Origin of the sequence: Actinoplanes octamycinicus, assembly GCF_014205225.1 — a bacterium.
GTDB classification, from domain to species: domain Bacteria; phylum Actinomycetota; class Actinomycetes; order Mycobacteriales; family Micromonosporaceae; genus Actinoplanes; species Actinoplanes octamycinicus.
On sequence record NZ_JACHNB010000001.1, the window covers coordinates 193,951 to 217,246 of the forward strand.

24 protein-coding genes and 6 tRNA genes are annotated in these 23,296 nt (G+C 73.1%); 4 read left to right on the forward strand and 26 right to left on the reverse strand.

Going from position 1 to position 23,296, the window contains the following annotated elements; all coding sequences use genetic code 11:
* Window positions 1-24: 24 nt before the first annotated feature.
* The 22 genes from BJY16_RS00750 to BJY16_RS00855 all read right to left on the reverse strand — a co-directional run bounded on the left by BJY16_RS00750 (window position 25) and on the right by BJY16_RS00855 (window position 14,698).
* On the reverse strand, window positions 25-723 hold the full coding sequence (locus BJY16_RS00750; protein WP_239177663.1) for a helix-turn-helix domain-containing protein: 699 nt from the start codon (window positions 721-723) through the stop codon (window positions 25-27).
* A 106-nt stretch (window positions 724-829) separates the two neighbouring features.
* Window positions 830-901, reverse strand: a tRNA-Val gene (locus tag BJY16_RS00755).
* Between the two features lie 10 nt (window positions 902-911).
* Window positions 912-982, reverse strand: a tRNA-Cys gene (locus BJY16_RS00760).
* A 41-nt stretch (window positions 983-1,023) separates the two neighbouring features.
* Window positions 1,024-1,095: transfer RNA gene (locus BJY16_RS00765), tRNA-Gly, on the reverse strand.
* Between the two features lie 115 nt (window positions 1,096-1,210).
* Window positions 1,211-3,064 carry a Dot/Icm T4SS effector Zinc-dependent metalloprotease LegP gene (gene legP, locus BJY16_RS00770; protein WP_185037211.1) on the reverse strand — a complete coding sequence of 618 codons (1,854 nt, stop codon included), beginning with the start codon at window positions 3,062-3,064 and terminating at the stop codon, window positions 1,211-1,213.
* Between the two features lie 47 nt (window positions 3,065-3,111).
* The gene (locus BJY16_RS00775) at window positions 3,112-3,459 is read right to left on the reverse strand and encodes a hypothetical protein (protein ID WP_185037212.1); all 348 of its coding nucleotides are present in this window, start codon (window positions 3,457-3,459) and stop codon (window positions 3,112-3,114) included.
* 108 nt (window positions 3,460-3,567) lie between these two features.
* Window positions 3,568-3,942 (reverse strand): hypothetical protein, encoded by a 375-nt coding sequence (locus BJY16_RS46800; protein ID WP_239177665.1) that lies wholly within the window; start codon window positions 3,940-3,942, stop codon window positions 3,568-3,570.
* 31 nt (window positions 3,943-3,973) lie between these two features.
* A complete protein-coding gene (locus BJY16_RS00785; RefSeq protein ID WP_185037213.1) occupies window positions 3,974-5,086 on the reverse strand; it encodes a VWA domain-containing protein in 1,113 nt (370 codons plus the stop codon).
* Window positions 5,086-6,054: a VWA domain-containing protein gene (locus BJY16_RS00790; RefSeq protein WP_185037214.1), complete on the reverse strand. Its 969-nt coding sequence runs from the start codon at window positions 6,052-6,054 to the stop codon at window positions 5,086-5,088. The genes BJY16_RS00785 and BJY16_RS00790 overlap by 1 nt, the downstream gene beginning before the upstream one ends.
* Window positions 6,051-6,959 (reverse strand): DUF58 domain-containing protein, encoded by a 909-nt coding sequence (locus BJY16_RS00795; RefSeq protein WP_185037215.1) that lies wholly within the window; start codon window positions 6,957-6,959, stop codon window positions 6,051-6,053. Before BJY16_RS00795 ends, BJY16_RS00790 begins: the two co-directional genes overlap by 4 nt.
* Window positions 6,960-7,041: 82 nt before the next feature.
* On the reverse strand, window positions 7,042-8,034 hold the full coding sequence (locus BJY16_RS00800) for an AAA family ATPase (RefSeq protein ID WP_185037216.1): 993 nt from the start codon (window positions 8,032-8,034) through the stop codon (window positions 7,042-7,044).
* A 37-nt stretch (window positions 8,035-8,071) separates the two neighbouring features.
* A complete protein-coding gene (locus BJY16_RS00805; protein WP_185037217.1) occupies window positions 8,072-8,929 on the reverse strand; it encodes a S1C family serine protease in 858 nt (285 codons plus the stop codon).
* Between the two features lie 370 nt (window positions 8,930-9,299).
* Window positions 9,300-10,553, reverse strand: coding sequence for a styrene monooxygenase/indole monooxygenase family protein (locus BJY16_RS00810; RefSeq protein WP_185037218.1), 1,254 nt, complete (start codon window positions 10,551-10,553; stop codon window positions 9,300-9,302).
* Between the two features lie 23 nt (window positions 10,554-10,576).
* Window positions 10,577-11,143 (reverse strand): GTP-binding protein, encoded by a 567-nt coding sequence (locus tag BJY16_RS00815; RefSeq protein ID WP_185037219.1) that lies wholly within the window; start codon window positions 11,141-11,143, stop codon window positions 10,577-10,579.
* Complete coding sequence (locus BJY16_RS00820) at window positions 11,118-11,426, reverse strand: DUF742 domain-containing protein (RefSeq protein ID WP_185037220.1); 309 nt, start codon at window positions 11,424-11,426, stop codon at window positions 11,118-11,120. Before BJY16_RS00820 ends, BJY16_RS00815 begins: the two co-directional genes overlap by 26 nt.
* 55 nt (window positions 11,427-11,481) lie before the next feature.
* Window positions 11,482-11,937 carry a roadblock/LC7 domain-containing protein gene (locus tag BJY16_RS00825; protein WP_185037221.1) on the reverse strand — a complete coding sequence of 152 codons (456 nt, stop codon included), beginning with the start codon at window positions 11,935-11,937 and terminating at the stop codon, window positions 11,482-11,484.
* The gene (locus tag BJY16_RS00830; RefSeq protein WP_185037222.1) at window positions 11,915-12,976 is read right to left on the reverse strand and encodes a sensor histidine kinase; all 1,062 of its coding nucleotides are present in this window, start codon (window positions 12,974-12,976) and stop codon (window positions 11,915-11,917) included. The genes BJY16_RS00825 and BJY16_RS00830 overlap by 23 nt, the downstream gene beginning before the upstream one ends.
* A 506-nt stretch (window positions 12,977-13,482) precedes the next feature.
* Window positions 13,483-13,803 carry a hypothetical protein gene (locus tag BJY16_RS00835; RefSeq protein WP_185037223.1) on the reverse strand — a complete coding sequence of 107 codons (321 nt, stop codon included), beginning with the start codon at window positions 13,801-13,803 and terminating at the stop codon, window positions 13,483-13,485.
* Window positions 13,803-14,210 carry a hypothetical protein gene (locus BJY16_RS00840; RefSeq protein ID WP_185037224.1) on the reverse strand — a complete coding sequence of 136 codons (408 nt, stop codon included), beginning with the start codon at window positions 14,208-14,210 and terminating at the stop codon, window positions 13,803-13,805. Before BJY16_RS00840 ends, BJY16_RS00835 begins: the two co-directional genes overlap by 1 nt.
* 225 nt (window positions 14,211-14,435) lie before the next feature.
* A tRNA-Val gene (locus BJY16_RS00845) sits at window positions 14,436-14,507 on the reverse strand.
* A 10-nt stretch (window positions 14,508-14,517) separates the two neighbouring features.
* Window positions 14,518-14,588: transfer RNA gene (locus tag BJY16_RS00850), tRNA-Cys, on the reverse strand.
* Between the two features lie 38 nt (window positions 14,589-14,626).
* A tRNA-Gly gene (locus BJY16_RS00855) sits at window positions 14,627-14,698 on the reverse strand.
* A gap of 175 nt (window positions 14,699-14,873) precedes the next feature.
* Here BJY16_RS00855 and BJY16_RS00860 point away from each other — a divergent pair.
* Window positions 14,874-16,043 (forward strand): GNAT family N-acetyltransferase, encoded by a 1,170-nt coding sequence (locus BJY16_RS00860; protein ID WP_185037225.1) that lies wholly within the window; start codon window positions 14,874-14,876, stop codon window positions 16,041-16,043.
* Here BJY16_RS00860 and BJY16_RS00865 read toward each other — a convergent pair.
* From BJY16_RS00865 to BJY16_RS00875, 3 genes are read right to left on the reverse strand one after another with little or no spacing between them, the layout of a single operon-like run.
* A complete protein-coding gene (locus tag BJY16_RS00865) occupies window positions 16,040-16,768 on the reverse strand; it encodes an FAD:protein FMN transferase (RefSeq protein WP_185046202.1) in 729 nt (242 codons plus the stop codon). The genes BJY16_RS00860 and BJY16_RS00865 overlap by 4 nt on opposite strands.
* A 32-nt stretch (window positions 16,769-16,800) precedes the next feature.
* The gene (locus tag BJY16_RS00870; protein WP_185037226.1) at window positions 16,801-17,301 is read right to left on the reverse strand and encodes an FMN-binding protein; all 501 of its coding nucleotides are present in this window, start codon (window positions 17,299-17,301) and stop codon (window positions 16,801-16,803) included.
* A 24-nt stretch (window positions 17,302-17,325) separates the two neighbouring features.
* Entirely contained in the window at window positions 17,326-18,966 is a 1,641-nt protein-coding gene (locus BJY16_RS00875; RefSeq protein ID WP_185037227.1) for a ferredoxin reductase family protein, read from the reverse strand.
* A gap of 129 nt (window positions 18,967-19,095) precedes the next feature.
* Between BJY16_RS00875 and cbiE the strand changes: the two genes are divergently transcribed.
* From cbiE to BJY16_RS00890, 3 genes are read left to right on the forward strand one after another with little or no spacing between them, the layout of a single operon-like run.
* The gene (gene cbiE / locus BJY16_RS00880; protein ID WP_185037228.1) at window positions 19,096-20,307 is read left to right on the forward strand and encodes a precorrin-6y C5,15-methyltransferase (decarboxylating) subunit CbiE; all 1,212 of its coding nucleotides are present in this window, start codon (window positions 19,096-19,098) and stop codon (window positions 20,305-20,307) included.
* Window positions 20,304-21,047 (forward strand): precorrin-4 C(11)-methyltransferase, encoded by a 744-nt coding sequence (gene cobM, locus BJY16_RS00885; protein ID WP_185037229.1) that lies wholly within the window; start codon window positions 20,304-20,306, stop codon window positions 21,045-21,047. Before cbiE ends, cobM begins: the two co-directional genes overlap by 4 nt.
* Window positions 21,044-21,772, forward strand: coding sequence for a cobalt-precorrin-6A reductase (locus tag BJY16_RS00890; RefSeq protein WP_185037230.1), 729 nt, complete (start codon window positions 21,044-21,046; stop codon window positions 21,770-21,772). The genes cobM and BJY16_RS00890 overlap by 4 nt, the downstream gene beginning before the upstream one ends.
* Here BJY16_RS00890 and BJY16_RS48235 read toward each other — a convergent pair.
* Window positions 21,750-23,201 (reverse strand): GGDEF domain-containing protein, encoded by a 1,452-nt coding sequence (locus BJY16_RS48235; protein WP_185037231.1) that lies wholly within the window; start codon window positions 23,199-23,201, stop codon window positions 21,750-21,752. The genes BJY16_RS00890 and BJY16_RS48235 overlap by 23 nt on opposite strands.
* Between the last annotated feature and the right edge of the window lie 95 nt (window positions 23,202-23,296).

A 23,296-nucleotide genomic window follows, 5' to 3' on the forward strand; every position in this document is an offset into this window, starting at 1 on the left:
CGATTCCGGGTGGTCGGGGGAAAGCTAGCTGCCCGGCTCGGCACCGGTCTTGTACAGGAACGACATCGAGGCGTCGCCGCCCGCCCGCAGGCCCCGCGCGGTCTGCCCGATGTAGCGCCGCAGCGCGTGCCCGAGGTGCGCCTGGTCGAAATACCCGAGCTCGTCGACGACCGCCCGCCAGTCCCGGCCGGCACGCAGCATCATGGCGGCGGCGTTCGCCCGGTCGATCTGCCCGACGGCGGTCGGGGACAGCCCGGTGATCGCCCGGTGCTGCCGCTGCCGGGTCCGCTGCGACGGATAGCCCTGGAGTCGCGCCCGCACCAGCAGCCCCGCCTCCCGCAGACGAAGGACGAAATGCTCGACATTGTCGTACGCCGGCACCTCCCACTCCGCGCCGCCGATGACCACCCGGCCCGACCCGGTCACCGGGAAGGACACGTGCCCGTCGACGATCGCGACCGCCGGATGCGGCCGGAGAACGGCGCCGAGCGCCAACCGCACCCCGAGGAACTCGGCGTCCGGCGGCACCGGCGCAACGGTCGCCCTGGTCTCCGGCCCGCGCAGGTCGACGCGCAGCTGTCCCCGCGTCCGCGTGACGATCAGCTGGCAACACGTCCGGGCCGCCGACGTCATGGTGCCTTCGGCGTCACTACGGGTCCGCCACACCCGGTCGACGATGCTCACGCCGCTCGCGGCGTCACGATGCTCGAAGAGCAAGCCCACGGCCGTCACCACCGTAACGCGGGGTTTCCGGGCGCTCGGCCCCCGAGCAGACAAGACGAGGGGCCCCGGTCCGCGCTTCCCGCGGACACAGAGCCCCTGTCACTCGTGGGCGATACTGGGATCGAACCAGTGACCTCTTCCGTGTCAAGGAAGCGCGCTCCCGCTGCGCCAATCGCCCGCAGTTAGCGAGGTGGAGACGGGATTTGAACCCGTGTACACGGCTTTGCAGGCCGTTGCCTCGCCTCTCGGCCACTCCACCGAGCAGGCCGGTGCCCAATGGAACCGGCAACAGCCTCTCCGAGCGGAAGACGGGATTCGAACCCGCGACCCTCACCTTGGCAAGGTGATGCGCTACCACTGCGCCACTTCCGCATCGCCGCCCGGTTTCCCCGGCGACGGATGAAACATTAGCCGAGCCTCGAACCGGATGCCAAAGCGGGTCCCGATTCGGGGCTCGGCCACCGCGACGAAGCGCGGAAAGCGCAGGTCAGAGCTGCCACGTGTGCCAGATCCGGCCCTTCTCCCCCAGCCCGAAGAGCTCCAGCCGGCCGTCCGCGCCGGGATGCACGGCCAGGGTGGTGAGGACGTCGCTCTCGGCGTGCAGCTCCCGCCACGCGCCGATCCAGGTGGTGTCCGGGCGGATCTGCCAGGTGTGCTGGACCCGCCCCGCGGCGTCGATCCCGAAGAGTTCGATCCGGCCGTCCCGGTTCCGGGCGGCGCGCAGCGTGCGCAGCCGGTCCGCCTCCCGGTAGAGCTCGGCCCAGCCGCCGTTCCAGGCGCCGCCGGGCGAGGTCTGCCAGGTGTGCCAGATCCGGCCCTCGCCGTTGACGCCGAAGACCTCCAGCCGGCCGTCCGCGTTGGCCGTCACATCGAGCATGGCCAGCCGGTCGATCTCGCTGTGCAGCTCGGACCAGCCGTCCACCCAGCCGCCGCCGGGCTGGACCTGCCAGGTGTGCCAGATCCGGCCCTCGCCGTTGATCCCGAAGACCTCCAGCCGGCCGTCCGCGTTGCGGGCCGCGCGCAGCGTGCTGAGCCGGTCGACCGGGCTGAACAGCTCCGCCCAGCCGTCGCCGGGCTTGCCCTGCCAGGTGTGCCAGATCCGGCCCTCGCTGTTGACCCCGAAGACCTCCAGCCGGCCGTCCTGGTTGGCGATCACGTCGAGGCCGGCCAGCCGGTCGGTCTCGCTGTAGAGCTCGGCCCAGCCCCCGGCCCAGGCGCCGTTCGGGGCGTTCTGCGCGGTGTGCCAGATCCGGCCCTCGCTGTTGATCCCGAAGACCTCCAGGCGGCCGTCCGCGTTCCGCGCGGCCCGCAGGGTCACCAGGCGGTCCGGGTCGCCGTAGAGCTCGGCCCACCCGCCGGTCCAGCCGCCGCCGGGCCGGGTCTGCCAGGTGTGCCAGATCCGCTCGTCGGCGCCGATCCCGAAGACCTCCAGCCGGCCGTCCGCGTTGGCCGCCACGTCGAGCGAGCCGAGCTGGTCGTTCTCGCTGTACAGCTCGCTCCAGCCGCCGGCCCAGCCGTTGCCGAGGATCGCCGCGTACATCTGGTGCACCCCGGCGACGTCGCCCGGGGAGAGCCGGACGCGCTGGCCGATCGGCGCGTCCGGCCGCAGCGGCACGATGGTGTCCTGCCCGTTGGCGCTGAACGCGGTCCGCGGGTAGTGCATGATCGAGCCGTAGTCGTACCCGCCCAGGTCGTCCCCGTCGGTGACGTGCTGGTCGAAGTTGTGCTCCATCCCGGGCTGGATGTTGGCCCAGTTGATCCGGACGAACATGTCCCGGTCCTCGCGGCTCTGCTCGTGCCACAGCCCGATGGCGTGCCCGATCTCGTGGATCGCGTTCCCGGTCGAGCAGCCGCCGCCCAGGCTGATCGTCTGCGCGCCGGTGCCCTGCATGCCGACGAAGGACCAGCAGCCGCCGGCGTCGCTGAACCGCACGAAGTCGGGGAACTGCCCGGCGTTGGCCGGGGTCCGGGCGACGAATCGGATCCGGGTGTTCGCCTCCCAGTGCGCGATCGCGTCGGTCACCCGCCGCTGATTCGGCAGAGACGGATCTATTTCGTACGGGATGAGCGCGTTCGGCCAGCGGAACCGCGTCCCGCTGATCCCCACCGCCGAGGCGATGTCCCCGGCCACGGCCTGTTCCCGCGCCTCGGCGAGCTGCTGTTCCAGGCGCTCGACGGTGCCGAGGGCGATGTCCCCCTCGAAGATCGCCAGTCCGTTGATCTCGCTGAAGACCACCGGTTTCGGGCGGAACGTGACCCCGGAGATCATGGCGGTGCCGCGCTCGCCGCCCCGGAACTCGCCCCGGCTACGCCATGGACCGGGCTCAGCCACCTGTGTCATCGCGTGTCCTCCTTCGCGTCCGTGCGAATGGTTCAGAGATGACCCCGTCACTCGACGCGGCGCACCGGCACCTCGAGACCGCTGGAGAAGCCGGAGACCGGGTACGCCCGGGTGGACACGAAGTCACCGGCGGTGACCCGGCCCGACCCGGTCACGTCCACGTGGAAGCGCAGCGTGCAGCGTCCGGCGGCCTCGGCGGGCAGCCGGATCTCGAACGGCACGGCGCCGTCCCCGCCGGGCAGTGGCACCGACTCGCGGACCGCCTCGGCGACCAGCACCGCGGGCGCGTCGGCCCGGAGCGTGTCCTCGGCCCGGGTGATCACCCGGGCCGCGTGGGCCGGCCGCTCGCCGGGCGGCAGCAGGATCCGCCCGCGCACCACGAACTCACCGGCCATCGGATCACCCCCGGGCAGCGCCGCCGAGCGTCACCGTCAAGCCTGGTCAGCCGCGGGCCGCGGGTGGTCCCTCGGGTCGGTGATCCGACAGGCGATCCACGCTCCGGCTCAGTGGGCGTCCCCCAGGAGGCGGCGCACCTCGGCGACCAGCTCGGCCTGGAACGCCGCCACGCTGCCGTCCACCACACCGATCCGGTAGTCCGAACCGGTCTCCGGGTCGTCGGCGAGCTGCGCGTCACGTCGGCCGGCCGAGCCGTCGGCGTGGCCGGCGGTGTACGCCAGAAATGCTTCTTCCATCATCGGGGCCTCCTCGAACACGCGCGCCAATCTCGCATGAGTACGGATCGCGAGGGGCCATCCGTTCGATCGGTCCGCGTCGGTGGAACGTCCGCCCGGGTCGAGCCGCCGGGACGGACCGAACCGGGCGCCCGGCCGCACCTTGCCACCGTTCAGTTGATCAAGGAAGGCGTCGGCGAGCAGCATGCCCGGGATCCCGGCCGGCGACCCGCGCGGCTCAACCGGACCCGCCCGGGGACCGCCGGCGGGCCGGGACCGGGCCGCGGTTCCACCACAGCGAGAGCCCGGCGCCGGTGGTCACCAGCAGCGCGCCGGCCAGCACGAACCAGAAGCTGATCTCGACGTTCTGCTGGTGCAGGCCGATCTCCTTGGGCAGGTCGCCGAGCACGCCGTTCAGCTCGTCGGCGTCCTGGGCCTGGAAGTAGCGGCCGCCGGTCAGGTCGGCCACCTGGGTCAGCGCGTCCTCGTCGATCTCCTGGACCCGGCCGCGGCCGCCACCGGGGAAGCCGCCACCGCCCGGGAACCCGCCGCCACCGGTGAAGCCGTCGCCGCTGACCTGATCGGGGGTGCAGACCATCGGGGACGGCTCGGTGGTGCCGAAGCCGATCGTGAAGACCCGCACCCGGCGGGCCGCGGCCTGCTCGGCCGCGGTCACCGGGTCTACGCCGGTGGTGTTCGAGCCGTCGGTGAGCACCACGATGGTGTCCGGCTGGTAGTCGCCCGGCGGGGCCGAGCCGCCCGGCGCCGGCGCGGCGTCGCCCAGGTCGACCCCGGTGGCCGGGACGTCCGGGTTCATCTCCGCGATCGCGTCGATCGAGGTGAGGATGGCCTGGCCGATCGCGGTGCCGCGGGCCGTCTTCAAGGTGTCGATCGCGTCGATCAGCTGGTCCTTGTCGGTGGTCGGGGTGACCAGCAGCCCGGCGATGCCGGAGAAGGCGACCAGGCCGATCTTGGTGCCGTCGCCCTGCGACCTGACGAACTCGCGGGCCGCGTCGGTCGCCGCGGCCAGCCGGTTCGGCGTCACGTCGGTGCTGCACATCGAGCCGGAGACGTCGATGGCCAGCAGGATCGAGGTGTTGTTGGCGGGCACCGCGAGCCGGGCCTGCGGCCGGGCCACGGCGCCGGCCAGGGCCAGCAGACCGGCCAGGAAGAGCAGGACCGGGACCCGGCGGCGCCAGGCGGACCGGCCGGGCAGCGCCGCCCGGATCAGCGCCACGCTGGAGACCGTCACCGCGGTCCGCTTCCGGCGCCGGTTCAGCCACCAGCGGGCGGCGAGCAGCAGCGGGACGACCAGCACCGCGGCCAGCGCCCACGGCCAGTGGAACGACATCACACGATCCTTCCGTGCCAGCGGGAGCCGAGCAGGCCGCCGAGCGCGAGCAGCAGCAGCGCGGCCCCGGCGAACGGCGCGGTCAGCTCCAGCGGCTCCTTCTTCGTGGTCAGGCGCAGGTCGATCGACGCGGTGGTGTCGTTGAGCGTGTCCGGGTCGCCGGCCGCGTGGTAGGAGCCGCCGGTGACCTGGGCGACCGCGGTCAGCGTGCTCTCGTCCAGCGCGGTGTTCAGCTGGTAGCCGTCGACCTCGACCGGCGCGCCCCGGGCGGTGCCGACACCGACCGTCTGGATCCGCACCCCGGCCGCGGCGGCCAGCTCGGCGGCCGCCTCGACGTCCGGCCCGCCGGTGTTCTCGCCGTCGGAGAAGACCACGATGGTCGCCGACGGCCAGTAGCCGAGCGCGCTGGTGTCCGGCGCCGAGCCGTCCGCCGGGAGGCTGATCGGCCGGCCGGTGATGGTGCCGAGCGCGACCAGGATGGCCTGGCCGAGCGAGGTGCCGCCGCTGGGCCGGACCCGGCCGATGGCGGCGGCCGCGGCGGCGTGGTCGTCGGTCGGGGCCTGGGTGAGCAGCGCGGTGTCACCGAAGACCAGTACCCCGACGTCGACGCTGTCCGGCTGGTCCTCGACGAACCGGGTGGCGGCCGCCTGCGCGGCGGCCAGCCGGGTCGGGGCGACGTCGGTGGCGGCCATGCTGTTCGAGATGTCGAAGGCCAGCAGCACGGTGCCGGAGACCCGCGGCACGGCGACCTCGGCCTGCGGCCGGGCCAGTCCGACCAGGAGGATCGGCAGGGCGGCGAGCAGCAACGCGTACGGCAGATGGCGCCGCAGGCCCCCGCCCGCCAGCGTGCCGAAACCGGCCGATCGGAGCGCCGCGGAGCGGCGGCGTTGCAGCGCGACGTAGGCCGCGATCGCGCCGCCGGTCACCAGCACCGCGATCACCAGGACGAACGGGTGGAGGAAGCTCATCGGCGCACCTGCCCGGCGGTCCGCACCATCTGCACCAGGGCGGAGAGCAGGTCCTGGTCGGTGGTGATCCGGTGGGCGGCCACCCCGGCCCGGCGCATGGCGCCGGCCAGCTCGGCCTCGCGGGCGTCGACCTGACCGGCCAGCCGGTCGCGCAGCAGCGGATCGCTGGTGTCGACCAGCAACTGCTCGCCGGTCTCGGCGTCCTCCACCAGGATCAGGCCCAGGTCGGGCAGGTCCAGCTCGGCCGGGTCGACGACCCGGATGACCACCACCTCGTGCCGGTGGGTGAGCACGCCGAGCGGGCGGTCCCAGCCCGGGTCGCCGATGAAGTCGGACATCAGGAAGATCAGGCTGCGCCGGGTGGCGGTGGTCTTCGCCGCCAGGTTCAGCATCGCGGTCAGGTCGGTGGTGGCGGCCGGCTCCGGGGAGCGTTTCGGGCGCCGCGCCACCGGGGACGGTTTCAGCAGCTCCTGGGCGATCCGCAGGATCTGGTCGCGGCCGGTGCGCGGCGGGATGACCCGCTGCACCGCGTTGTCGAAGAGGATCGCGCCCACCCGGTTGCCGCCCTGCGACACCAGCCGGGCCAGGCTGACCGCCAGCTCGGTGGCGACCGAGTCCTTGCCCTCGTGCCCGCCGAACCGCATCGAGGCGGACTTGTCCACCACCAGCCAGGCGGTCAGCTCGCGGTCCTCGGTGTACTGCCGGACGAACGGCTCGTCCAGCCGCGCGGTGACGTTCCAGTCGATGTGCCGGACGTCGTCCTCCGGCGTGTAGGCGCGCAGGTCGGTGAAGTCGATCCCGGTGCCGTGCCAGACCGTGCGGTAGGCGCCCTGCAGCCGCCCGTCGAGGCGGCGGCCGAGCCGCCACTCCAGGCGCCGCAGCAGCCGCTCCGGAGGGCTGCTCATCGCGCCGCCTCCGCTCCGCTCCGGCGTCGCGACGAGCTGACACCTGTGCCCATGGATTCGCTCGCAAGCTCGCTCATCGGGGTCAGCGGCCCCGGCCGGCGGGCTCCGGGAACGGCAGATTCGCCAAAATCTTGGCGAGGATCACGTCGGCGGTGACGTCGTCGGAGAGCGCCTCGTAGGAGAGCACCATCCGGTGCCGCATCACGTCCAGCGCCAGGTCGGAGAGGTCCTCCGGGATCACATATTCCCGGCCGCGGATGTAGGCCAGGGCGCGGGCGGCGAGCACCAGGCTGATCGACGAGCGCGGGCTGGCGCCGAAGGTCACGTAGCGGGCCAGATCGCTGAGGCCGACCCGGGCCGGGTCACGGGAGGCGTTGGCCAGCTGCACCGCGTAGTCGATCAGGGACGGGTCGACGTAGACCTGGTCGGCGGCCTGCTGCAGACCGACCAGGGTGTCCGGGTCGATGATCCGCTGGATCGCGCCGGGCGGGGTGAGCGCCCGCTCGACCACCACGAACTCCTCGGTCGGGCTCGGGTAGCCGATCACCACCTTCATCATGAACCGGTCGACCTGGGCCTCCGGCAGCGGATAGACGCCCTCGTTCTCGATCGGGTTCTGGGTGGCCATGACCAGGAACGGGTCGGGCAGCTTGTGGGTCTCCCGGCCGATCGTGACCTGCCGCTCCTGCATCGTCTCCAGCAGCGCGCTCTGCACCTTGGCCGGCGCCCGGTTGATCTCGTCGGCCAGCAGCAGGTTGGTGAAGACCGGGCCGAGCTGCACCTGGAACTCGCCGGTGGGCTGGTGGTAGATCCGGGTGCCGACGATGTCCGCCGGGACCAGGTCGGGGGTGAACTGGACCCGGTGGAAGTCCCCGCCGATCGCGGTGGCCAGCGATTTCACGGCGAGCGTCTTGGCCAGGCCGGGGACGCCCTCGACCAGGATGTGGCCGCGGGCGAGCAGCGCCACGACCAGGCGCTCGAGCAGGATGTCCTGGCCCACGATGGTCTTCTTGACCTCGTAGAGCACCTTCTCGATCGGTCCGGCGGAGGCCGGCGGGGCGTCGGTCCAGCTCATCAATCCGTCCCTCGGTTCGGTGGTGCCTGTCGTGCCGTCACAGCGGTGGTGCCCGGCCGGGGCCGTTGTCGCCGCCGCCCAGGGCGGCGCCGATCGGCACGGCGAACCCGATGCCGATGAAGGTGCCGGCGTCGGTCGGGTTGGCCAGGGCCACCACGATGCCGACCACCTGACCCTGGTCGTTGACCAGCGGACCGCCGGAGCTGCCCGGGTTGACCGCGGCGTCGAACTGGATCAGCCCGGCGATGTCGTCCTGCTTGTCGCGGGTCAGCTTGCGGTCCAGCCCGGAGACCACGCCGCTGCTGGTGGACCCGGTCAGGCCGAGCGGGTTGCCGATCGCCACCACCGCGTCGCCCACCTCGACGCCGCCGCCGAGCACCGCCGGGACCAGCGTCTCGGGCAGTCTGGCCGGGGTCAGCGTGGCGATGTCCTGCGCCGGGTTCCGGGTGGCGACCCGGGCGGTCGTGGTGGTGCCGTCGGTGTAGGTCAGTTTGATCGTCTCGGCGCCGTCGACCACGTGGAAGGCGGTCAGCACGGTGCCGTCGGCGTTCGCGATCACGCCGGTGCCGGTGGCCGACTCGGCCGCCTGCTTCGCGTCGTGGCCGGTGGTCTGGATCAGCACCACCGAGGGCAGCAGGGTCTGGTAGACCTCGGCGACGGTGAGCGGGCCGGGCGACGCGGACGGCGCCGGCGTGGCGGCGGCTCGCGGCTCGGCGCCGCTGTCCCCGCCCCGGGTGAACGCCACCCAGGTGATCACCACGGCCCAGACGGCGACCAGGGCGATCAGTGCCCGGCGGCGGCGCACCGGGGTGTTCAGGCTGCTCAGACGGCTCGGGGTAGGCTCCTCCACGGCCGGCTCCGGGGGATCGGAACCGTCCGGCCGGAGCACGGTCATCACGGCACGACCGCCACACTCAGCATTTCTTGACGCTACAAGCGATTTCTAAGAATTCCCCGTGAGTCCCCTAATGGTTTCCGGTACGCAAGATCGGCCATCTCCTCACAAAGCGGGTATACCGCCGCCCTGCCGGATCTGACAGCCGGGGCCTGCGGCGGGGACCGAGTCCACATGAGTCGGACGGTGACACCTGGTCCGCTCGAGCTGAGAAGCCCCGATGAACCAGCCCGACGACGCCACGCTGCCGGCCGGCACCCTCCTCCAGGACCAGGGCACCACCCGCCAGTATTCCGCCGGGAGCGGCGGCGCCTGAGCACGATGAGGCGCGCCCGCGGCGGGCGCGCCTCACGTCGTACCGGAAACCGGTCTAACCGGCCGCGCCGACCTCCGCGAGATAGGCGGTGGCCTTCTCCGGGTCGACGAACCAGTTCAGGAAGTCGTTCGGGTCGACGAAGCCGGCCGCGAAGCGGGCGGCGATCCGGTCGTTCTGCGAGGCGGCGCCGAGCAGCTGCTGGACGTGCGGCGGGAGCGGCTGCAGCATCGCGTTGGTCCAGCCGGTGACCGCGGCGCCGTGCGCGGTCCAGAACCCTTCGAAGGTCTCGGTCATCCACTGCTCGTCGAACGGCTGCTCGCCGTGCGCCAGGATGGCCCGCAGGTAGTGGTCGGCGGCCTTGGCGGCGGTGTTGCTGCCCTGGCCGGTGATCGGGTCGTTGGCGATCACCACGTCGGCCAGCCCGAGCACCTTGCCCCCGCCGGGCAGGTGCGCGACCGGGCGCCGGACGGTCGGCGTGTACCGGCCGTGCAGGGTCGCCTTGGCGTCGGTGAGCTGCACGTTCGTCGCGCGCTCGGCGACCCAGGGCAGGTTCTCCCGGATCAGCTCCAGGGTGATCGCCAGGTGCTGCGCCGGGTCCATCCGGCCCGGGTGCCCGGCCCAGCGGTCCAGCGGGCCGCCCGGCACCGCCTCCCAGAACAGGATGTCGCACGGGCCGGAGTGGGTCAGGCCGGGGATCACGAACAGCTCGCCGAGGCCGGGCACCGCGTGGAAGCCGACGTGCGGGTCCGGCCACCGCGGGTCCGGTGCCAGGCCGTGCACGTAGGCCACCGCCAGCCCGCGCTGCGGCTCCGAGTACGGCGACCGGCTCGGGTCCCGGTCGAACATCGCCACCAGGTCGCCCTTGCCGGCCGCGACCACGGTCAGGTCGTACCGGCCGAGCTGGGTGATCGCGTCCAGGTCCTGGGTGGTGGCCGCGTTGTAGATCACCTCGACGCCGCGCTCCTCGGCGTCCTCCAGCCAGCGGGCCATCTTGATCCGCTGGTCGGTGGACTGGGCCGGGCGCTGGAACGGCGCGTTGAACGCCAGCGCCAGGTTCCCGGGCGGCGCGGCCAGCTGCACCCGCAGACCGTGGATCGGCGGGGTGACCTCCTCCCAGTGGTTCAGCTGGTAGGCCCGCTCGGTGTCCAGCGCCAGCTCGAACATGGCCTGGGTCGAGGTGGGCCAGCCGGAGCGGATCTCCTCCGGCGTGCGCGCCGACATCAGGGTCACCTCGTAGCCCTCGGCCCGCAGGCTGAGAGCGAGCTGGAGACCGGCCTGGCCGGCTCCGACGATCAGGATCTTGCGCATGGGGGGTGCCTCCAGTGGTGCTGTTAACCGATGGCCTGTGCCGTCGCGTGGTCCACGACGGCCAGCAGGGCGTGGGCGACGTCGCGGGGGTCGCGGATGTCACCGGCGATCAACGGAACGTGCGCGGGCAGCGTGAGCGCCTCACGAACCTCGGCCAGGTCGTGGGTCCGCACACCGTGGAACAGGTTGACGCAGACGATCCAGGGCACCTCCGCATCATTCTCGAAATAATTGACCGCGGCGAACGAACTCTCCAGGTGGTTGGTGTCGACCAGGACCAGCGCGCCGACCGCGCCCCGGACCAGGTCGTCCCACATCGGCCAGAAGCGCGGCTGGCCGGGGGTGCCGAACAGATAGAGCACCAGCGAGTCGTCGATGGTGACCCGGCCGAAGTCCATCGCCACCGTGGTGGTGACCTTGTCGATGCCCGGGTCGAGCCGGTCGATCTGGGCGGCCGCCGCGGTCATCCAGGACTCGGTGCGGATCGCCGGGATCTCCGAGATGGCCTCCACCGCGGTGGTCTTGCCGACCCCGAAGCCACCGGCGATGACGATCTTGGCGCTGCTAAGTGAGTCGGAGTAGGCCTGCACGAAGTCTCTCCAGGAGTGCCAGATCTTGTGACGGCCGGGACTCGTGCACGACGAGCTGGCCGATTCTGAGCAGGTCGTTGATCAGCAACCGGGTCAGGCCGAGCGGCAGCCCGCAGGCCGCCGACAGCTCGGCCACCGAGCACATCCGGCGGGCCTGCTCGTAGAGCGACCGGGAGGCCGGCGCCAGGCTGGCGGCGAGCACCGGGTCGTACCGGTTGCCGGTGGACACCAGCGTGTGGATCAGCAACGGGTTGCGGCCGCCGGTCCGCCCCTTCGCGGTCATGTACGGGCGCACCTTCCAGTGCAGCCCCGGCCTTCGGGCCATACCGGACCTCCGATCAGCGGGCCGGGGCCGGCAGGGTGCCCTGGTGCAGCGTCTGCCGGGTCTCCGGGGTGAGCGCGTGCCCGACCGCCTGGCTGAAGGTGGTCATGGCGTAGCCGAGGTGGCCGATCTGGGTCTGCGGCTGGGCCGCCACCAGCAGCGCGGCGACGAACTCGCCGGCCTGGTCGTCGATCCGCAGGAAGGCCAGGTGGCCGTGCGGATAGCGGATGCTCAGGTTCTCCGGGGCGCCGAGCTGCAGCAGGCCGCCGAGCTGGCCGGTGATGCCGAGGAAACCGGCGGCCAGGGCGGCCACGCTCTCCGCGTGCTCCCGGCTGAGGTGGCCGGAGGAGGCCAGCTGCAGGCCGTCCGCGGAGACCAGGACGACCGCGGTGATGGTCGGCACGTCGCGGACGAGTTGCCCGATCAGCCAGGAGACGTCCGGTTGGCCGTCAGGGTTGCGGTAGTCGGTCATCAGGGTCCTTCTGTTTCTGGGGGGCTCGTGCACGGGCGGCGTCGACGCCCGCGTTGAAGTCCGCGGCGTCGTCCTGCCACGCGGTCCGGTGCACCTCGGTGGTGGCCGGCGGCGGCGGGGGCTCGGTGCCGCGGACACTGGCCGGGACCCGGCGCGGCATCGGTTTCGGGGCCGCCCGCTGGCCCGGCCGCTGCACCGGGAGCACCATGGTCACGTCGTTCTGATGGTTCGGCGTCGGGGCCGGGACCGGCTCCGGCACCACCTGCGGCGTCTCGCAGAGCAGGTCGGCGCCGATCAGCAGCATCGCGACGGTGCCGCGCGGCTGGCGCGGCACCAGCCGGACCCGCAGCGACGGGTGCCGGTGGGTGAGCACGGCGGCCACCGAGAGACCCAGGTGGGCCGGGCGCAGCTCGTCGGGGGCCGGGCCGTCCGGGCCGGACAGCAGCCGCTCCAGCCACGGCAGATGCGCCGGGTTGAGGCCGATCCCGCTGTCCTCGACCCGGATCACCACGTCGCCGTCGCCGGTCAGGTGCGCGGCGATGGTGACCGCCTCGGTGGGCGGCGAGTACCGGTCGGCGTTGTCGATCAGCTCGGTGAGGATCCGGATCACGTCGTCGGCGGCGGACGCGGCCACCGCGAGATCCACCATCGGGCCGAAGTGCAGCCGCTCGTAGTGCTCGACCGCGGCGCCGGCCGCGTGCGCCACGTCGTGCAGCGAGGTGATCTGCGGATCCGGGTCGTCCAGCGGCTCGCCGGTGAGCACCCGCAGGTTCTCCGCGAGCCGGCGGACCCGGGTGACCGAGTGGTCGATCCGGAACAGGATCTTGCGCCGTTCCGGATCCTGCTCGCGGAATTCGGCTTCCCCGATGTGATGAACCGCCTCCCACGAAAGGGTGAGCAGGCGGAGCGCGAACTCGCCGGCGACCGGGCGCCACGGATCGCTCGGCAAGGCCAGATCATCTTTCGGTACGGCCGGGGGCTGGACCGGCTCGGGGCCACGTCGTCGCAGCCAGCTCAACCAGCGGCGCGCCTCGGGCATCGATTGCTCCCCATTCAGCCTTCTGTCCTATCGAAACGGAAGAAGATCACCGGTCACGGAGTCTGTACCGTACCCGCCTGATTGTCGGGCTGGCTATCGCCCGGGTTGCGGTAGTACCTCACAGGTTCGACAGTGACCGGCGTCTTGCTTTGATAACCGCCAAAGCGTGCCCGCGGTCACGCTCCGGCCCCCGCTTTTCGCAGCCGCGACCGTGCCGCGGACTCGGTTTTCCGTCGCCGTCACCGTCCTCCGAACCCTGTTTTCCGTCGCCGCCACCGTCCTCCGGTCCCCGCCTTTCGCGCCCCGGCAACGTCCTCCGGTCCCGCCTTTCGTGCCCCCGGCAACGCGAACGGGCCGGTCCATGATGGACCGGCCCGTTCGCGCGACAGTGCCCAGCCGAGCACGGTGACCTTGCCGCTGTCCAGGTCGTAGCGGGCGCCATGCGCCGATGGCGATCGCACCGACCGTGACCTCGGCCGCGCCACACCGCTCGTGGCCGAGAACGATCAGCAGCGGCGGGATGACCCCGCCAGATCAGCAAGCTCCTGCAGGCGCCGGATCACGTCAGCCTTCCCGTCACCGTCCGGCAGTTCCTGTCGCCCGGCCTCGACAAGCTCGTGGCGCAACAGTTCCATCGCCTCGTCCCGCGCCGCCGGCGACAACTCGGCGAGCCAGAACGACCCCAGGTTGTTGTCGACAATCTCCCGAAGGTGAGCCTTGGCCTCCGGCGCCGAGATCCGCGCCCGCAGAAACTCCAGCACCCAGTCGAACAGCCCGCCACTGACCACCCAGTCGGCTCCCGGGCCCAGAACGAGCAGACCCGCCATCACGCCCCCTGATCTTCTGGCAGGAAGCAGCCGTGGTCCTGGAGCGGGGTGGTGACGTCGAGGTTGATCTCGCTGATCGTGCCGGCTGGGGAGAGGCCGTCGGGGCGGTCCGGCACGCGGTCGCCGGGCAGCCAGCCGACGCCGCCGGACATCTGTCGCCGGGTGGTCGCTCCGCCGGCGACCTCCGGGTGGTCGGAGCCCAGCGAGCCGTAGCGGTCGAGCAGCGCGTGCACCGCGTCGTAGACGTCCGCGATGTCGGCCGGGTCCGCGTCCGGATGGTCGGCGAGATGGGCCCGGCGCGCCGCCGCCAGGAACCGTTCCGGGTCGACGACCACCACGTCCTCGCGGCTGCGCACGCTGATCACCATGCCGGCCCGCGGAACCGCACCCGGCTCACCGTCATCCATCGCGCGAGCCTACGGGCTGCACCGGCGCGCTGACGTCATCACTTTCGGCCGGCTTACGGCGTACCGGAAATCAGCGGCCGCGGACCGTGACCAGAAGATCGAGGGCGCAGCCCGAGTGAGGGAAAACCAGCGGCGGACCCGGCGGCGATCAGAACGGCCCCCGGAGTAGAAATGACGAGCGCCCCCGGTCCGCGCTTTTCGCGGACAGAGGGCGCTGTTAGCTCGTGGGCGATACTGGGATCGAACCAGTGACCTCTTCCGTGTCAAGGAAGCGCGCTCCCGCTGCGCCAATCGCCCCGCATTAGCGAGGTGGAGACGGGATTTGAACCCGTGTACACGGCTTTGCAGGCCGTTGCCTCGCCTCTCGGCCACTCCACCGAGTCGGCCCCGCACGGTTACCTGTGAAGGCCTCTCCGAGCGGAAGACGGGATTCGAACCCGCGACCCTCACCTTGGCAAGGTGATGCGCTACCACTGCGCCACTTCCGCGTCGCCGCCCGGTCTCCCTGGCGACGGACAAAACCATAGCCGGTCACCTGGGCCTTCGCCAAACCGGGGTCCCCCGGCGTGTCGTGAGCAGCGCGAACGTGACCGGCGACAGGAGCGGCGGGGGGCCGGGAAATGGGGGCGCGCGGCCCGGCGCGGGTCCGATTGGATGGGAGGCATGCAGATCCGGCAGATCAGCGCCGCCGAGCGGACCGCGACGATGTTCCCGCTCCAGGCCTACGCGTGGCTCCCCTCCCCGACCACGAGCGCCGACGAGGAGGCGAAGCACCGGGCCAACGCGCCGTTCTTCGAGACCACCACGATGCTGGTCGCCGAGGCTGACGGCGACACGCTGGCCTGCGCCGCCTCGCTGCCGATGCGGCAGAACGTGCGCGGCCGGGTGCTGGAGATGGCCGGGATCGCGTCGGTCACCTCGCGGCCGGAGGCGCGCCGGCAGGGGGTGATCCGGCAGCTGCTGGAGCGGCTGCTCCGGCAGGTCCGCGAGGAGGGCGCCGCGGTCAGCGCGCTCTACCCGTTCCGGCCCAGTTTCTACGCCCGGTTCGGCTATGTCGGGATCCCCCGGGTGCGGGTGGCCCGGTTCACCCCGGCCAGCCTCGGCGACCTGCTGCGGCGGGACCTGCCCGGGGAGGTGCGGCGGTGGTCCGGCGCGGAGGCGTTCGACGACTATGACGCCCTGGTCCACCGCCTGCTGGGCGAGCGGCACGGGTTCGCCGTCTTCGACGAGAAGCGCACCGGGGTGCTCCGCCAGGAGCCGGTCTGGATCGCGCTGGCCCGGGCCGGCGGCGAGGTGGTCGGCGGCCTGCGGTACCGGATCGACCAGCACGGCGGTGACCTGATCGCGTCGAACCTGTTCAGCACCGGCCCGCTCGGCCGGGCGCTGCTGCTGCAGTTCCTGGCCCGGCACGTCGACCAGGTGGCCACGATCGAGCTGCTGACCGGGGCGGACGAGCTGCCCGAGCTGTGGGGCACCGACATGACCGTGACGGTCACCGGGACGGTGGAGAACCCGCGGCGGAACGCGCCGATGGTCCGGGTGCTGGACGTGCCGGCGCTGGCCGGCAGCGAGGTGGGCAGCGGCTCGGTGACCGTGGCGGTGACCGGCGACGAGCTGACCGGCGGGGTGTGGCAGCTGGGCGCGGACGACGGGCGGCTGACCGTGAAGCCGGGCGGCACGCCGTCGGTGACGCTGACCGCGGCCGGGTTCAGCGCGCTGGTCTACGGGGTGCTGGATGCCACCGAGGTGTTCACCCGGGGGCTGGGCGAGCTCGAACCCGCGCTGGACACGCTCTTCCCGCGGCGGATCCCGTACCTGTTCGCCGATTTCTAGCTCGCGACCGGCAGCCCGGGCGAGGTGAAGGCCCGGCCGTCCTCGGTCACCGCCGCCGACTCGTATCCCTCGGCGACCCGCCCGGCCAGCCAGGACAGCCCGGCCTCGCCCATCGCCAGGGCGGCGGTGGCGTAGGCGTCGGCGACCGCCAGGTCCGGGCCGGTCACGGTGACCGAGCACAGCCCGGTGGCCGGCCGGCCGGTGCGCGGGTTCCAGACGTGCGCGCCGCGCTCGTAGGTGCCGGAGGTGGCCACCGCGCCCTCCCGGACGGCGAGCACCCAGGCGAGCTTGTCGGCCTGCCAGGGGTGCCGGATGCCGACCCGCCACGGGCCGCCGTCCGGGGCGCTGCCGCGCATCCGGATGTCGCCGCCGGCGTTGATGTGGTGCCGGGTGGAGCCGGCCTCGGCCAGCCGGGCCGAGGCGACCTCGACGGACCAGCCCTTCACGTAGCCGGACGGGTCGAGCGGGCCGCCGGCGTACGCGTCGAACCAGCCGTCGGTCTCCCGCCACAGGTCGGCGCAGCGGTCCAGGACCAGGCGCAGGTCGGCGGAGCCGGCGGCCGGGGTCAGCTCGCCGCGGCGCAGCCGGCTGACCTCGCTGTCCTCCTTGTACGTGCTGAACCGCGCGTCCACCTCGTGCAGCCAGTCGCAGGTCCCGGCGATCAGCTCACGCAGCCGCTCGGCGGGCAGGTCGTCGGCGATGTCGATGCTGACGACCGTTCCCATGACGTGTTCGACGTGGCGCACGCTGATCGACGTTACGCCCCGGCGGCGTCCAGGGCAGCCTGCAGGGAGGTCTTGTACGACCCGCTGGTGAGGGTGGCGCCGGAGACCGTGTCGACGTCCGCGCTCTGTGCCTTGAGGGTCGCCTGGTTGAGCTTGGACACCGCGTCCGGGTTGATCGTGCCGCTGTAGCCGGCCTTCGGGTACGTCGCGTTCGCGCTGGAGATCTTCCCGCCGCTCACCTTGATGGTGACCTGGACGGTGCCGTACGGATTCTGCGCGGCCTTGCCCTTGTAGGTGCCGGACTTGAGGCCGCCCTCGTCCTCCTCCGGCTCGGCCGTCTTCTTCTTCTTGTCGGACGGCTTGTCGGCCGGCTTCTTCGACGGCGCGTCAGCGGGCGCCGGCTCCTCGGTCACCTCCTGGGCGGCCGGCGCGGCCTCCACCGGGGCCGCCGCGGGCTGCACGCTCAGGCGGACCCCGAGGATCAGGGCCGCGCCGGTGAGGGTGCCGACGGCTGCTGCGGTACTACGGCGCATGGCGGGACTCCAAGACGTCGGGGATCAGAATTCGAACGGGTCGAGGTGGAGCTGGCTGTCCGGGACCTCGAGCTGCTTGAGCGTGGCGACCGCCGCGCCGACCAGCCCGGGCGGCCCGCACAGGTAGACGTCGCGCCGGTTCACGTCGGGCACCAGGCCGCGCAGCCCGGCCTCGGTGAACAGCCGCCGCGGCCCCGGGTCGGTCCGGGACCCGACGATGTAGCGCACCCAGGCGTCCCGCTGCTCGGCCAGCTCCTCCAGCTCGGCGCGGAACACCAGCTCGTCCGGCCGGCTGGCCCGGTAGATCACGATGGTGTCCGGCGGCATGTCCTCGAGCAGCGCCCGGATCGGCGCGATGCCGCTGCCGCCGGCGATCAGCAGCGCCCGCCGCCGGGTCCGCCGCTGGGCGGTGAACGTGCCGAACGGCCCCTCCGCCCAGACCGGCGTGCCCGGCCGCAGGTCGCCCAGCTTGGCGGTGTGCCCGCCGGCCACCGTCACGGTCAGCCGCAGCCACTGCTCGTTCGGCGCGGCGGAGAGCGAGAACGGGTGCGACTGCCACCAGCCGTTGGCGTTCAGGAACCGCCAGCGCATGAACTGGCCGGCCTGCGCGGGCAGCTTGTCCAGGTTCTTCGCGGCGATGTAGATGGAGAACGTGTTGGCGCCCTCGGCGACCACCTCGGCCACGCTGAACCGGTGCCGGGCGTTCAGCCAGACCGGCTCGACGACCCGGCCCCAGACCAGCGCGGCCAGCACCAGGGCGCCCAGGCCGGGCCAGAAGTAGGAGGCGAACCGGCCGCTCAGGTCCGCGCCGGTGGCGACCTGGTGGCCGTAACCGAGCAGCAGGACCAGGTAGCCGGTGAGGTGGATCAGGTGCCAGAGCTCGTACGGCAGGTGGGTGCGCAGCCAGCGGATCGAGGTGAAGGAGAGCAGCACCAGCAGGCCGGTGGCGACCGTCGCGCTGATCATCTCGGGGAACGTGGTGATCACGCTCCACGCCTGGTCGACCACGGTGGTCTGGGCCAGCAGCGCGTAGCCGTAGACGATCGTGACGATGTGCGCGAGCACCGCGACCAGCAGCGAGGTGCCCAGCCAGCGGTGCCAGCGGAGCAGGTCCCGGGAGCCGACCCACTCCTCCAGCCAGGACACCCGGCTCATCATCAGCAGCTGGATGAAGAGCAGGTAGCCGCCGACCAGTCCGGTGACCCGGCCGGCCGCCAGCATCATCGTGGCGGTGTCGTTGACCGCGCCGGCCTGGGTGTCGAAGAGCCAGAGCGCGACGCTGGTGGCCAGCCCGGAGAAGAACAGCATCACGGTGAACAGCCGGTTGCCCGAGGTCGCCTCGGCCGGCGGCCGGTCGTCCTCCGGCATCGGGAAGCCGGTGCCGGCCTTCCAGCCGGTCGGCGAGGTGTTCGACTCGACCACGATGGCGTCGCGCCGGTAGGGGTCGGCCGGCGTGGAGAGCGGGCCGGGCTCCTGGTCCGGCCACTCCGGCAGCGCGTCCCAGGAGGGCGGCGCGGCGGCGTGCGACGGGCCGTTCCAGGCCGGCCGGTCGGCGGGGCCGGCGAAGGAGTCCCAGGAGTCGCGCGGATCCGCGCGCAGGCCGGCGAAGTAGCCGTCGTCGTCGTCCGGCAACTCACGCTGGTCCTGGAAGGCCGGTATGGCCATCGTCCTCACCCCAGTCGTCCCACGGCGCCCGCCTTTCGGAGCCGTCAGGAATGCGTACGCACGTGGCTTGCGGATGGCTCAACCCCGGACCGGAAAATTCCGGATCCCGGGACCGGATAGGTTCTCCGGGTGCGTCATGAGAACCCCGCGGTGGTCACGGTTGTCGGGATCGGCGCCGGCGGGTTCGACGAGCTTTCCGGTACGGCCCGAGCACTGCTGGCCGACGCTGAAGTGATCTTCGGTGGTCCCCGGCAGCTCGATCTGCTGCCCGCCGGGGTGACCGGCGACCGGCGGCCCTGGCCGTCCCCGATGCTCCCGGCGCTGGCCGGCCTGTTCGAGGCGGAGCGGGACCGCCGGGTCTGCGTGCTGGCCAGCGGCGACCCGATGTTCCACGGCATCGGCGCGACCCTGTCCCGGATCCTCGGCCCGGACCGGCTGCGGGTCCTGCCGCACCCGTCGTCGGTGTCGCTGGCCGCCGCCCGGCTCGGCTGGGACCTGGCCCGGACCGACGTGGTGAGCCTGGTCACCGCCCCGGTCGCGACCCTGGGCCGGGTGCTGAACCCGGGCCGCCGCGTGCTGGTCCTCGCCGCCGGCGCGGACACCCCGGCCGCCGTCGCCGCCTACCTCACCTCCCGGGGTTATCCGGAGGCCCGGCTCACCGTCCTGGAGCAGCTCGGCGGCCCCGGCGAGCGCCGGGTCGCGGGCGCGGCCGGCGACTGGGCGATGCCGCCCGGCGACCCGCTCAACGTGATCGCCGTCGAGTGCGGCGACGGCCCGCCGGTCGCGCTGGTCCCCGGTCTGCCCGACGACGCCTACGAGTCGGACGGCCAGCTCACCAAGCGTGAGGTCCGCGCGGTGACGCTGGCCGCGCTGGCCCCGGCGCCGGGCGCGCTGCTCTGGGACGTCGGGGCCGGGTCCGGCAGCATCGGCATCGAGTGGCTGCGCAGCCACCCGGACTGCCGGGCGGTCGCGATCGAGTCGGACGCCGGCCGGGTCGCCACGATCACCGCGAACGCCGCCGCGCTGGGCGTGCCCGGCCTGCGCGTCGTGCACGGCCGGGCCCCGGACGCGCTGGACGGCCTGGACCCCCCGGACACCATCTTCATCGGCGGTGGGCTGACCCGGGACGGCGTGCTGGACCGCTGTCTCGCCGCGCTGCGCCCGGGCGGCCGGCTGGTGGCCAACGCGGTGACCGTGGAGTCGGAGGCGGTGCTGGCCGCGGCGTACGCGAAGATGGGCGGCGAGCTGACCCGCCTGACGGTGCAGCGCGGCTCGCCGGTGGGTGGTTTCACCGGCTGGCGGTCCTTCATGCCGGTGACGATCTGGGCGGTAACCCGATGACCGTACATTTCATCGGCGCCGGTCCCGGCGCCGCCGACCTGATCACGCTGCGCGGCCACCGGCTGCTCGGCGCGGCCCCGGTCTGCCTCTACGCCGGCAGCCTGGTCCCGGCCGAGCTGCTCGCCGCCTGCCCGCCCGGCGCCCGGCTGGTGGACACCGCGAACCTGACCCTCGACGAGATCATCGCCGAGATGGTGGCGGCCACCGGGCGGGGCGAGGACGTGGCCCGGCTGCACTCCGGCGACCCGTCGGTGTTCAGCGCGGTCGCCGAGCAGATGCGCCGCCTGGACGCGGCCGGGGTGCCGTACGACGTGACGCCCGGCGTCCCGGCCTTCGCCGCGGCGGCCGCCACGCTGGGCCGCGAGTTCACCGTGCCGGAGGTGGCCCAGACGGTGATCCTGACCCGCACCGCGGAACGGGCCACCGCGATGCCGCCCGGCGAGGACCTGGCCACCCTGGGCCGCAGCCGGGCCACCATGGTGCTGCACCTGGCCGTGCAGCGGATCGACGCGGTGGTCGCCGAGCTGACCGGCAACTACGGCGCGGACTGCCCGGTCGCCGTGGTGGCCCGGGCCAGCCGGCCGGACGAGCTGGTGGTCCGGGGCACGCTCGCCGACATCGCGGCCCGGGTCAAGGAGGCCGGGATCAAGCGGACCGCGGTGATCGTGGTGGGCGCCGCGCTGACCGCCGGCCAGTTCCCGGACAGCCACCTCTACTCCGCGGACCGCTGCCGCTCGTGAGGGTCCTGATCCTCGGCGGCACCACCGAGGCCCGTGAGCTGGCCGGGCTGCTCGCCGGCGAGCACCAGGTGATCACCTCGCTGGCCGGGCGGACCAGCGCGCCGCGGCGGCCGGCCGGCGAGGTCCGAGTGGGCGGGTTCGGTGGGGCGGACGGGCTGGCCGGCTACCTGGCCGAGCGGCGGATCGAGGTGCTGGTCGACGCGACGCACCCGTTCGCGGCCACGATGACCGGGCACGCGGTGGCCGCCGGGGCGGCGGCCGGCGTACCGGTAATGATCTTGCGAAGGCCGGGCTGGACCGCGTCGCCGGGCGATGTGTGGCACCGGGTCGCGTCGCTGGCCGAGGCGGCCGCGGTGCTGCCCGGGCTCGGCCGGCGGGTCTTCCTGACCACCGGGCGGCAGGGCATCGGGGCGTTCGCCGGGCTGGACGAGTGCTGGTTCCTGGCCCGCTCGGTGGAGCCGCCCGCGCCACCCGTGCCGCGGCGGCTGGAGGTGCTGCTCGACCGCGGGCCGTTCACCGTCGCCGGCGAGCGCGAGCTGCTCACCCGGCACCGGATCGACGTGCTGGTCAGCAAGGACAGCGGCGGCTCGGACGCGAAACTGGTCGCCGCCCGGGAGCTGGGCGTACCGGTGCTGCTGGTGGATCGGCCGCCCGTGCCGGCGGCCGCGACGGTGACCGGCGCGGAGGCCGCCGCGGAGTGGATCAGACAGCGATCGGCTCGGTGACGCCGTAGCGGACCACCCGGTTCTTGCCGCCCGCCTTGGCCGCGTACATCGCCAGGTCGGCGTGGCGCATCAGGTCGGTGACCGAGATGCCGGGCTCGGCCAGCGCGACGCCGACGCTGGCCCCGACCCGCACCGGGCCGGTGGCCAGCCCGACCGGCACACCCAGGTCGGCGCAGAGCCCGCGGGCCAGCTCGGACACCTCCGCCTCGGCCGCGAACCCGGTCAGCAGCAGCGCGAACTCGTCGCCGCCGAACCGGGCCGCGAGACCCCGCTCGCCGGCCGCCGCGGCGATCCGCCCGGCCACCGCGACCAGCAGTTCGTCACCGGCCGCGTGCCCGTGCTCGTCGTTGATCCGCTTGAAGCCGTCCAGGTCGATGGTGAGCAGCGCGACCGGGCCGCTGCCGGCCACCGCGGCGCCGGCCGCGCGCAGGAACTTCGCCCGGTTCGGCAGGCCGGTCAGGTGGTCGTGGTGCGCGCGGTGGTCCAGCTCGGCCCGCGCCCGGTTCGCCTCGTCGGCGAGCATCACCTGGTAGGACAGGCTGCGGAAGGCGTCCACCAGGTCGGCCGGGACCCGCCGCCGGCCGCCGACCGCCATCAGCACCGGCGCGGTCTCCGGCTCCGCGCCGAGCGGGTCGACCTGCCAGTCCGGGAAGCCCGGCGCCAGCTCGGCCAGCTCGGCCGGATCCGGCACCGGGCCGGTCAGGCGCTGCCCGGTGAGCTCGGCCGGCGCGCCCGCCGGGAACCCGATCGTCAGCCCGTCCGCGTCCCGGTACACGATCAGCAACGCCACGCCGGGATGCAGCCGGACCAACTCCTCGGCGGTGCCCTCGCCGGCCTGCCGGATCTGCTCGCCGCCGGTCGCCGCGAGCAGCTCCCGGCCGGCCCGGACCAGCGCCGCGTCCCGCGCGCCGGCCCGCTCCTGGCGGATCAGGCCCGCATAGAACGCCCGGGTCAGGACGCCCATCAGCAGAATCTGCGGGAGCAGGCCGAGCACCGTGGCGGAATGCCACGAGGCGGCCTGGCTGACCACGTCCGGCGAGACGGCCACCGCGGCCGGCATCGCGACCAGCGCGCCGGCCACCCGGGCGAGCCAGCGCCGGGTGGTGTCGTAGAGCGAACAGACGATCAGGGTGGCGATGGCGAGCGAGGTGCCGGCCAGCGGATCCCGCAAGCCGGCGGCGGCCACCGCGACCAGCACCGGGATCACCGGCACGGTCCACCACGAGGTCCGCCCGCGATGCTGCGCCCGCACGGTCAGGACCACCAGCAGGATGAGCGCGGCCCCGGCGAGCCGGGTGAACTCCGCCGAGCGCAGCGCGTTGCCGAGCTGGCCCAACTGCATGAGCATGGCGAGGCTGCCGATGCCGGTCGCGGCCAGCCGGGTCCGGTCCACGGTCCGGGTCGGCAACGACAGCCACTCTCTGCGCACGGGCGGGACGATCGGCCGCGGCCCGGCCGATCTGAGCGATCACGGCGCTGCGGAAACCCGACAGTTCACGACTGCCACATCGGTGCGACGCTGCA

What these genes read in the sequence shown, in the direction of transcription:
- BJY16_RS00840 (WP_185037224.1), bottom strand. Translation starts at nt 14,210, where the DNA reads ATGGATGACGGTGAGCCGGGTGCGGTTCCGCGGGCCGGCATGGTGATC.
- BJY16_RS00785 (WP_185037213.1), bottom strand. Translation starts at nt 5,086, where the DNA reads ATGTCGTTCCACTGGCCGTGGGCGCTGGCCGCGGTGCTGGTCGTCCCG.
- BJY16_RS46800 (WP_239177665.1), bottom strand. Translation starts at nt 3,942, where the DNA reads ATGCTGCTCGCCGACGCCTTCCTTGATCAACTGAACGGTGGCAAGGTG.
- BJY16_RS00825 (WP_185037221.1), bottom strand. Translation starts at nt 11,937, where the DNA reads ATGACCGACTACCGCAACCCTGACGGCCAACCGGACGTCTCCTGGCTG.
- legP (WP_185037211.1), bottom strand. Translation starts at nt 3,064, where the DNA reads ATGACACAGGTGGCTGAGCCCGGTCCATGGCGTAGCCGGGGCGAGTTC.
- BJY16_RS00860 (WP_185037225.1), top strand. Translation starts at nt 14,874, where the DNA reads ATGCAGATCCGGCAGATCAGCGCCGCCGAGCGGACCGCGACGATGTTC.
- BJY16_RS00865 (WP_185046202.1), bottom strand. Translation starts at nt 16,768, where the DNA reads ATGGGAACGGTCGTCAGCATCGACATCGCCGACGACCTGCCCGCCGAG.
- BJY16_RS00875 (WP_185037227.1), bottom strand. Translation starts at nt 18,966, where the DNA reads ATGGCCATACCGGCCTTCCAGGACCAGCGTGAGTTGCCGGACGACGAC.
- BJY16_RS00790 (WP_185037214.1), bottom strand. Translation starts at nt 6,054, where the DNA reads ATGAGCTTCCTCCACCCGTTCGTCCTGGTGATCGCGGTGCTGGTGACC.
- BJY16_RS00810 (WP_185037218.1), bottom strand. Translation starts at nt 10,553, where the DNA reads ATGCGCAAGATCCTGATCGTCGGAGCCGGCCAGGCCGGTCTCCAGCTC.
- BJY16_RS00795 (WP_185037215.1), bottom strand. Translation starts at nt 6,959, where the DNA reads ATGAGCAGCCCTCCGGAGCGGCTGCTGCGGCGCCTGGAGTGGCGGCTC.
- BJY16_RS00830 (WP_185037222.1), bottom strand. Translation starts at nt 12,976, where the DNA reads ATGCCCGAGGCGCGCCGCTGGTTGAGCTGGCTGCGACGACGTGGCCCC.
- cobM (WP_185037229.1), top strand. Translation starts at nt 20,304, where the DNA reads ATGACCGTACATTTCATCGGCGCCGGTCCCGGCGCCGCCGACCTGATC.
- BJY16_RS00870 (WP_185037226.1), bottom strand. Translation starts at nt 17,301, where the DNA reads ATGCGCCGTAGTACCGCAGCAGCCGTCGGCACCCTCACCGGCGCGGCC.
- BJY16_RS00805 (WP_185037217.1), bottom strand. Translation starts at nt 8,929, where the DNA reads ATGACCGTGCTCCGGCCGGACGGTTCCGATCCCCCGGAGCCGGCCGTG.
- BJY16_RS00775 (WP_185037212.1), bottom strand. Translation starts at nt 3,459, where the DNA reads ATGGCCGGTGAGTTCGTGGTGCGCGGGCGGATCCTGCTGCCGCCCGGC.
- BJY16_RS00835 (WP_185037223.1), bottom strand. Translation starts at nt 13,803, where the DNA reads ATGGCGGGTCTGCTCGTTCTGGGCCCGGGAGCCGACTGGGTGGTCAGT.
- BJY16_RS00800 (WP_185037216.1), bottom strand. Translation starts at nt 8,034, where the DNA reads ATGAGCTGGACCGACGCCCCGCCGGCCTCCGCCGGACCGATCGAGAAG.
- BJY16_RS00820 (WP_185037220.1), bottom strand. Translation starts at nt 11,426, where the DNA reads ATGACCGCGAAGGGGCGGACCGGCGGCCGCAACCCGTTGCTGATCCAC.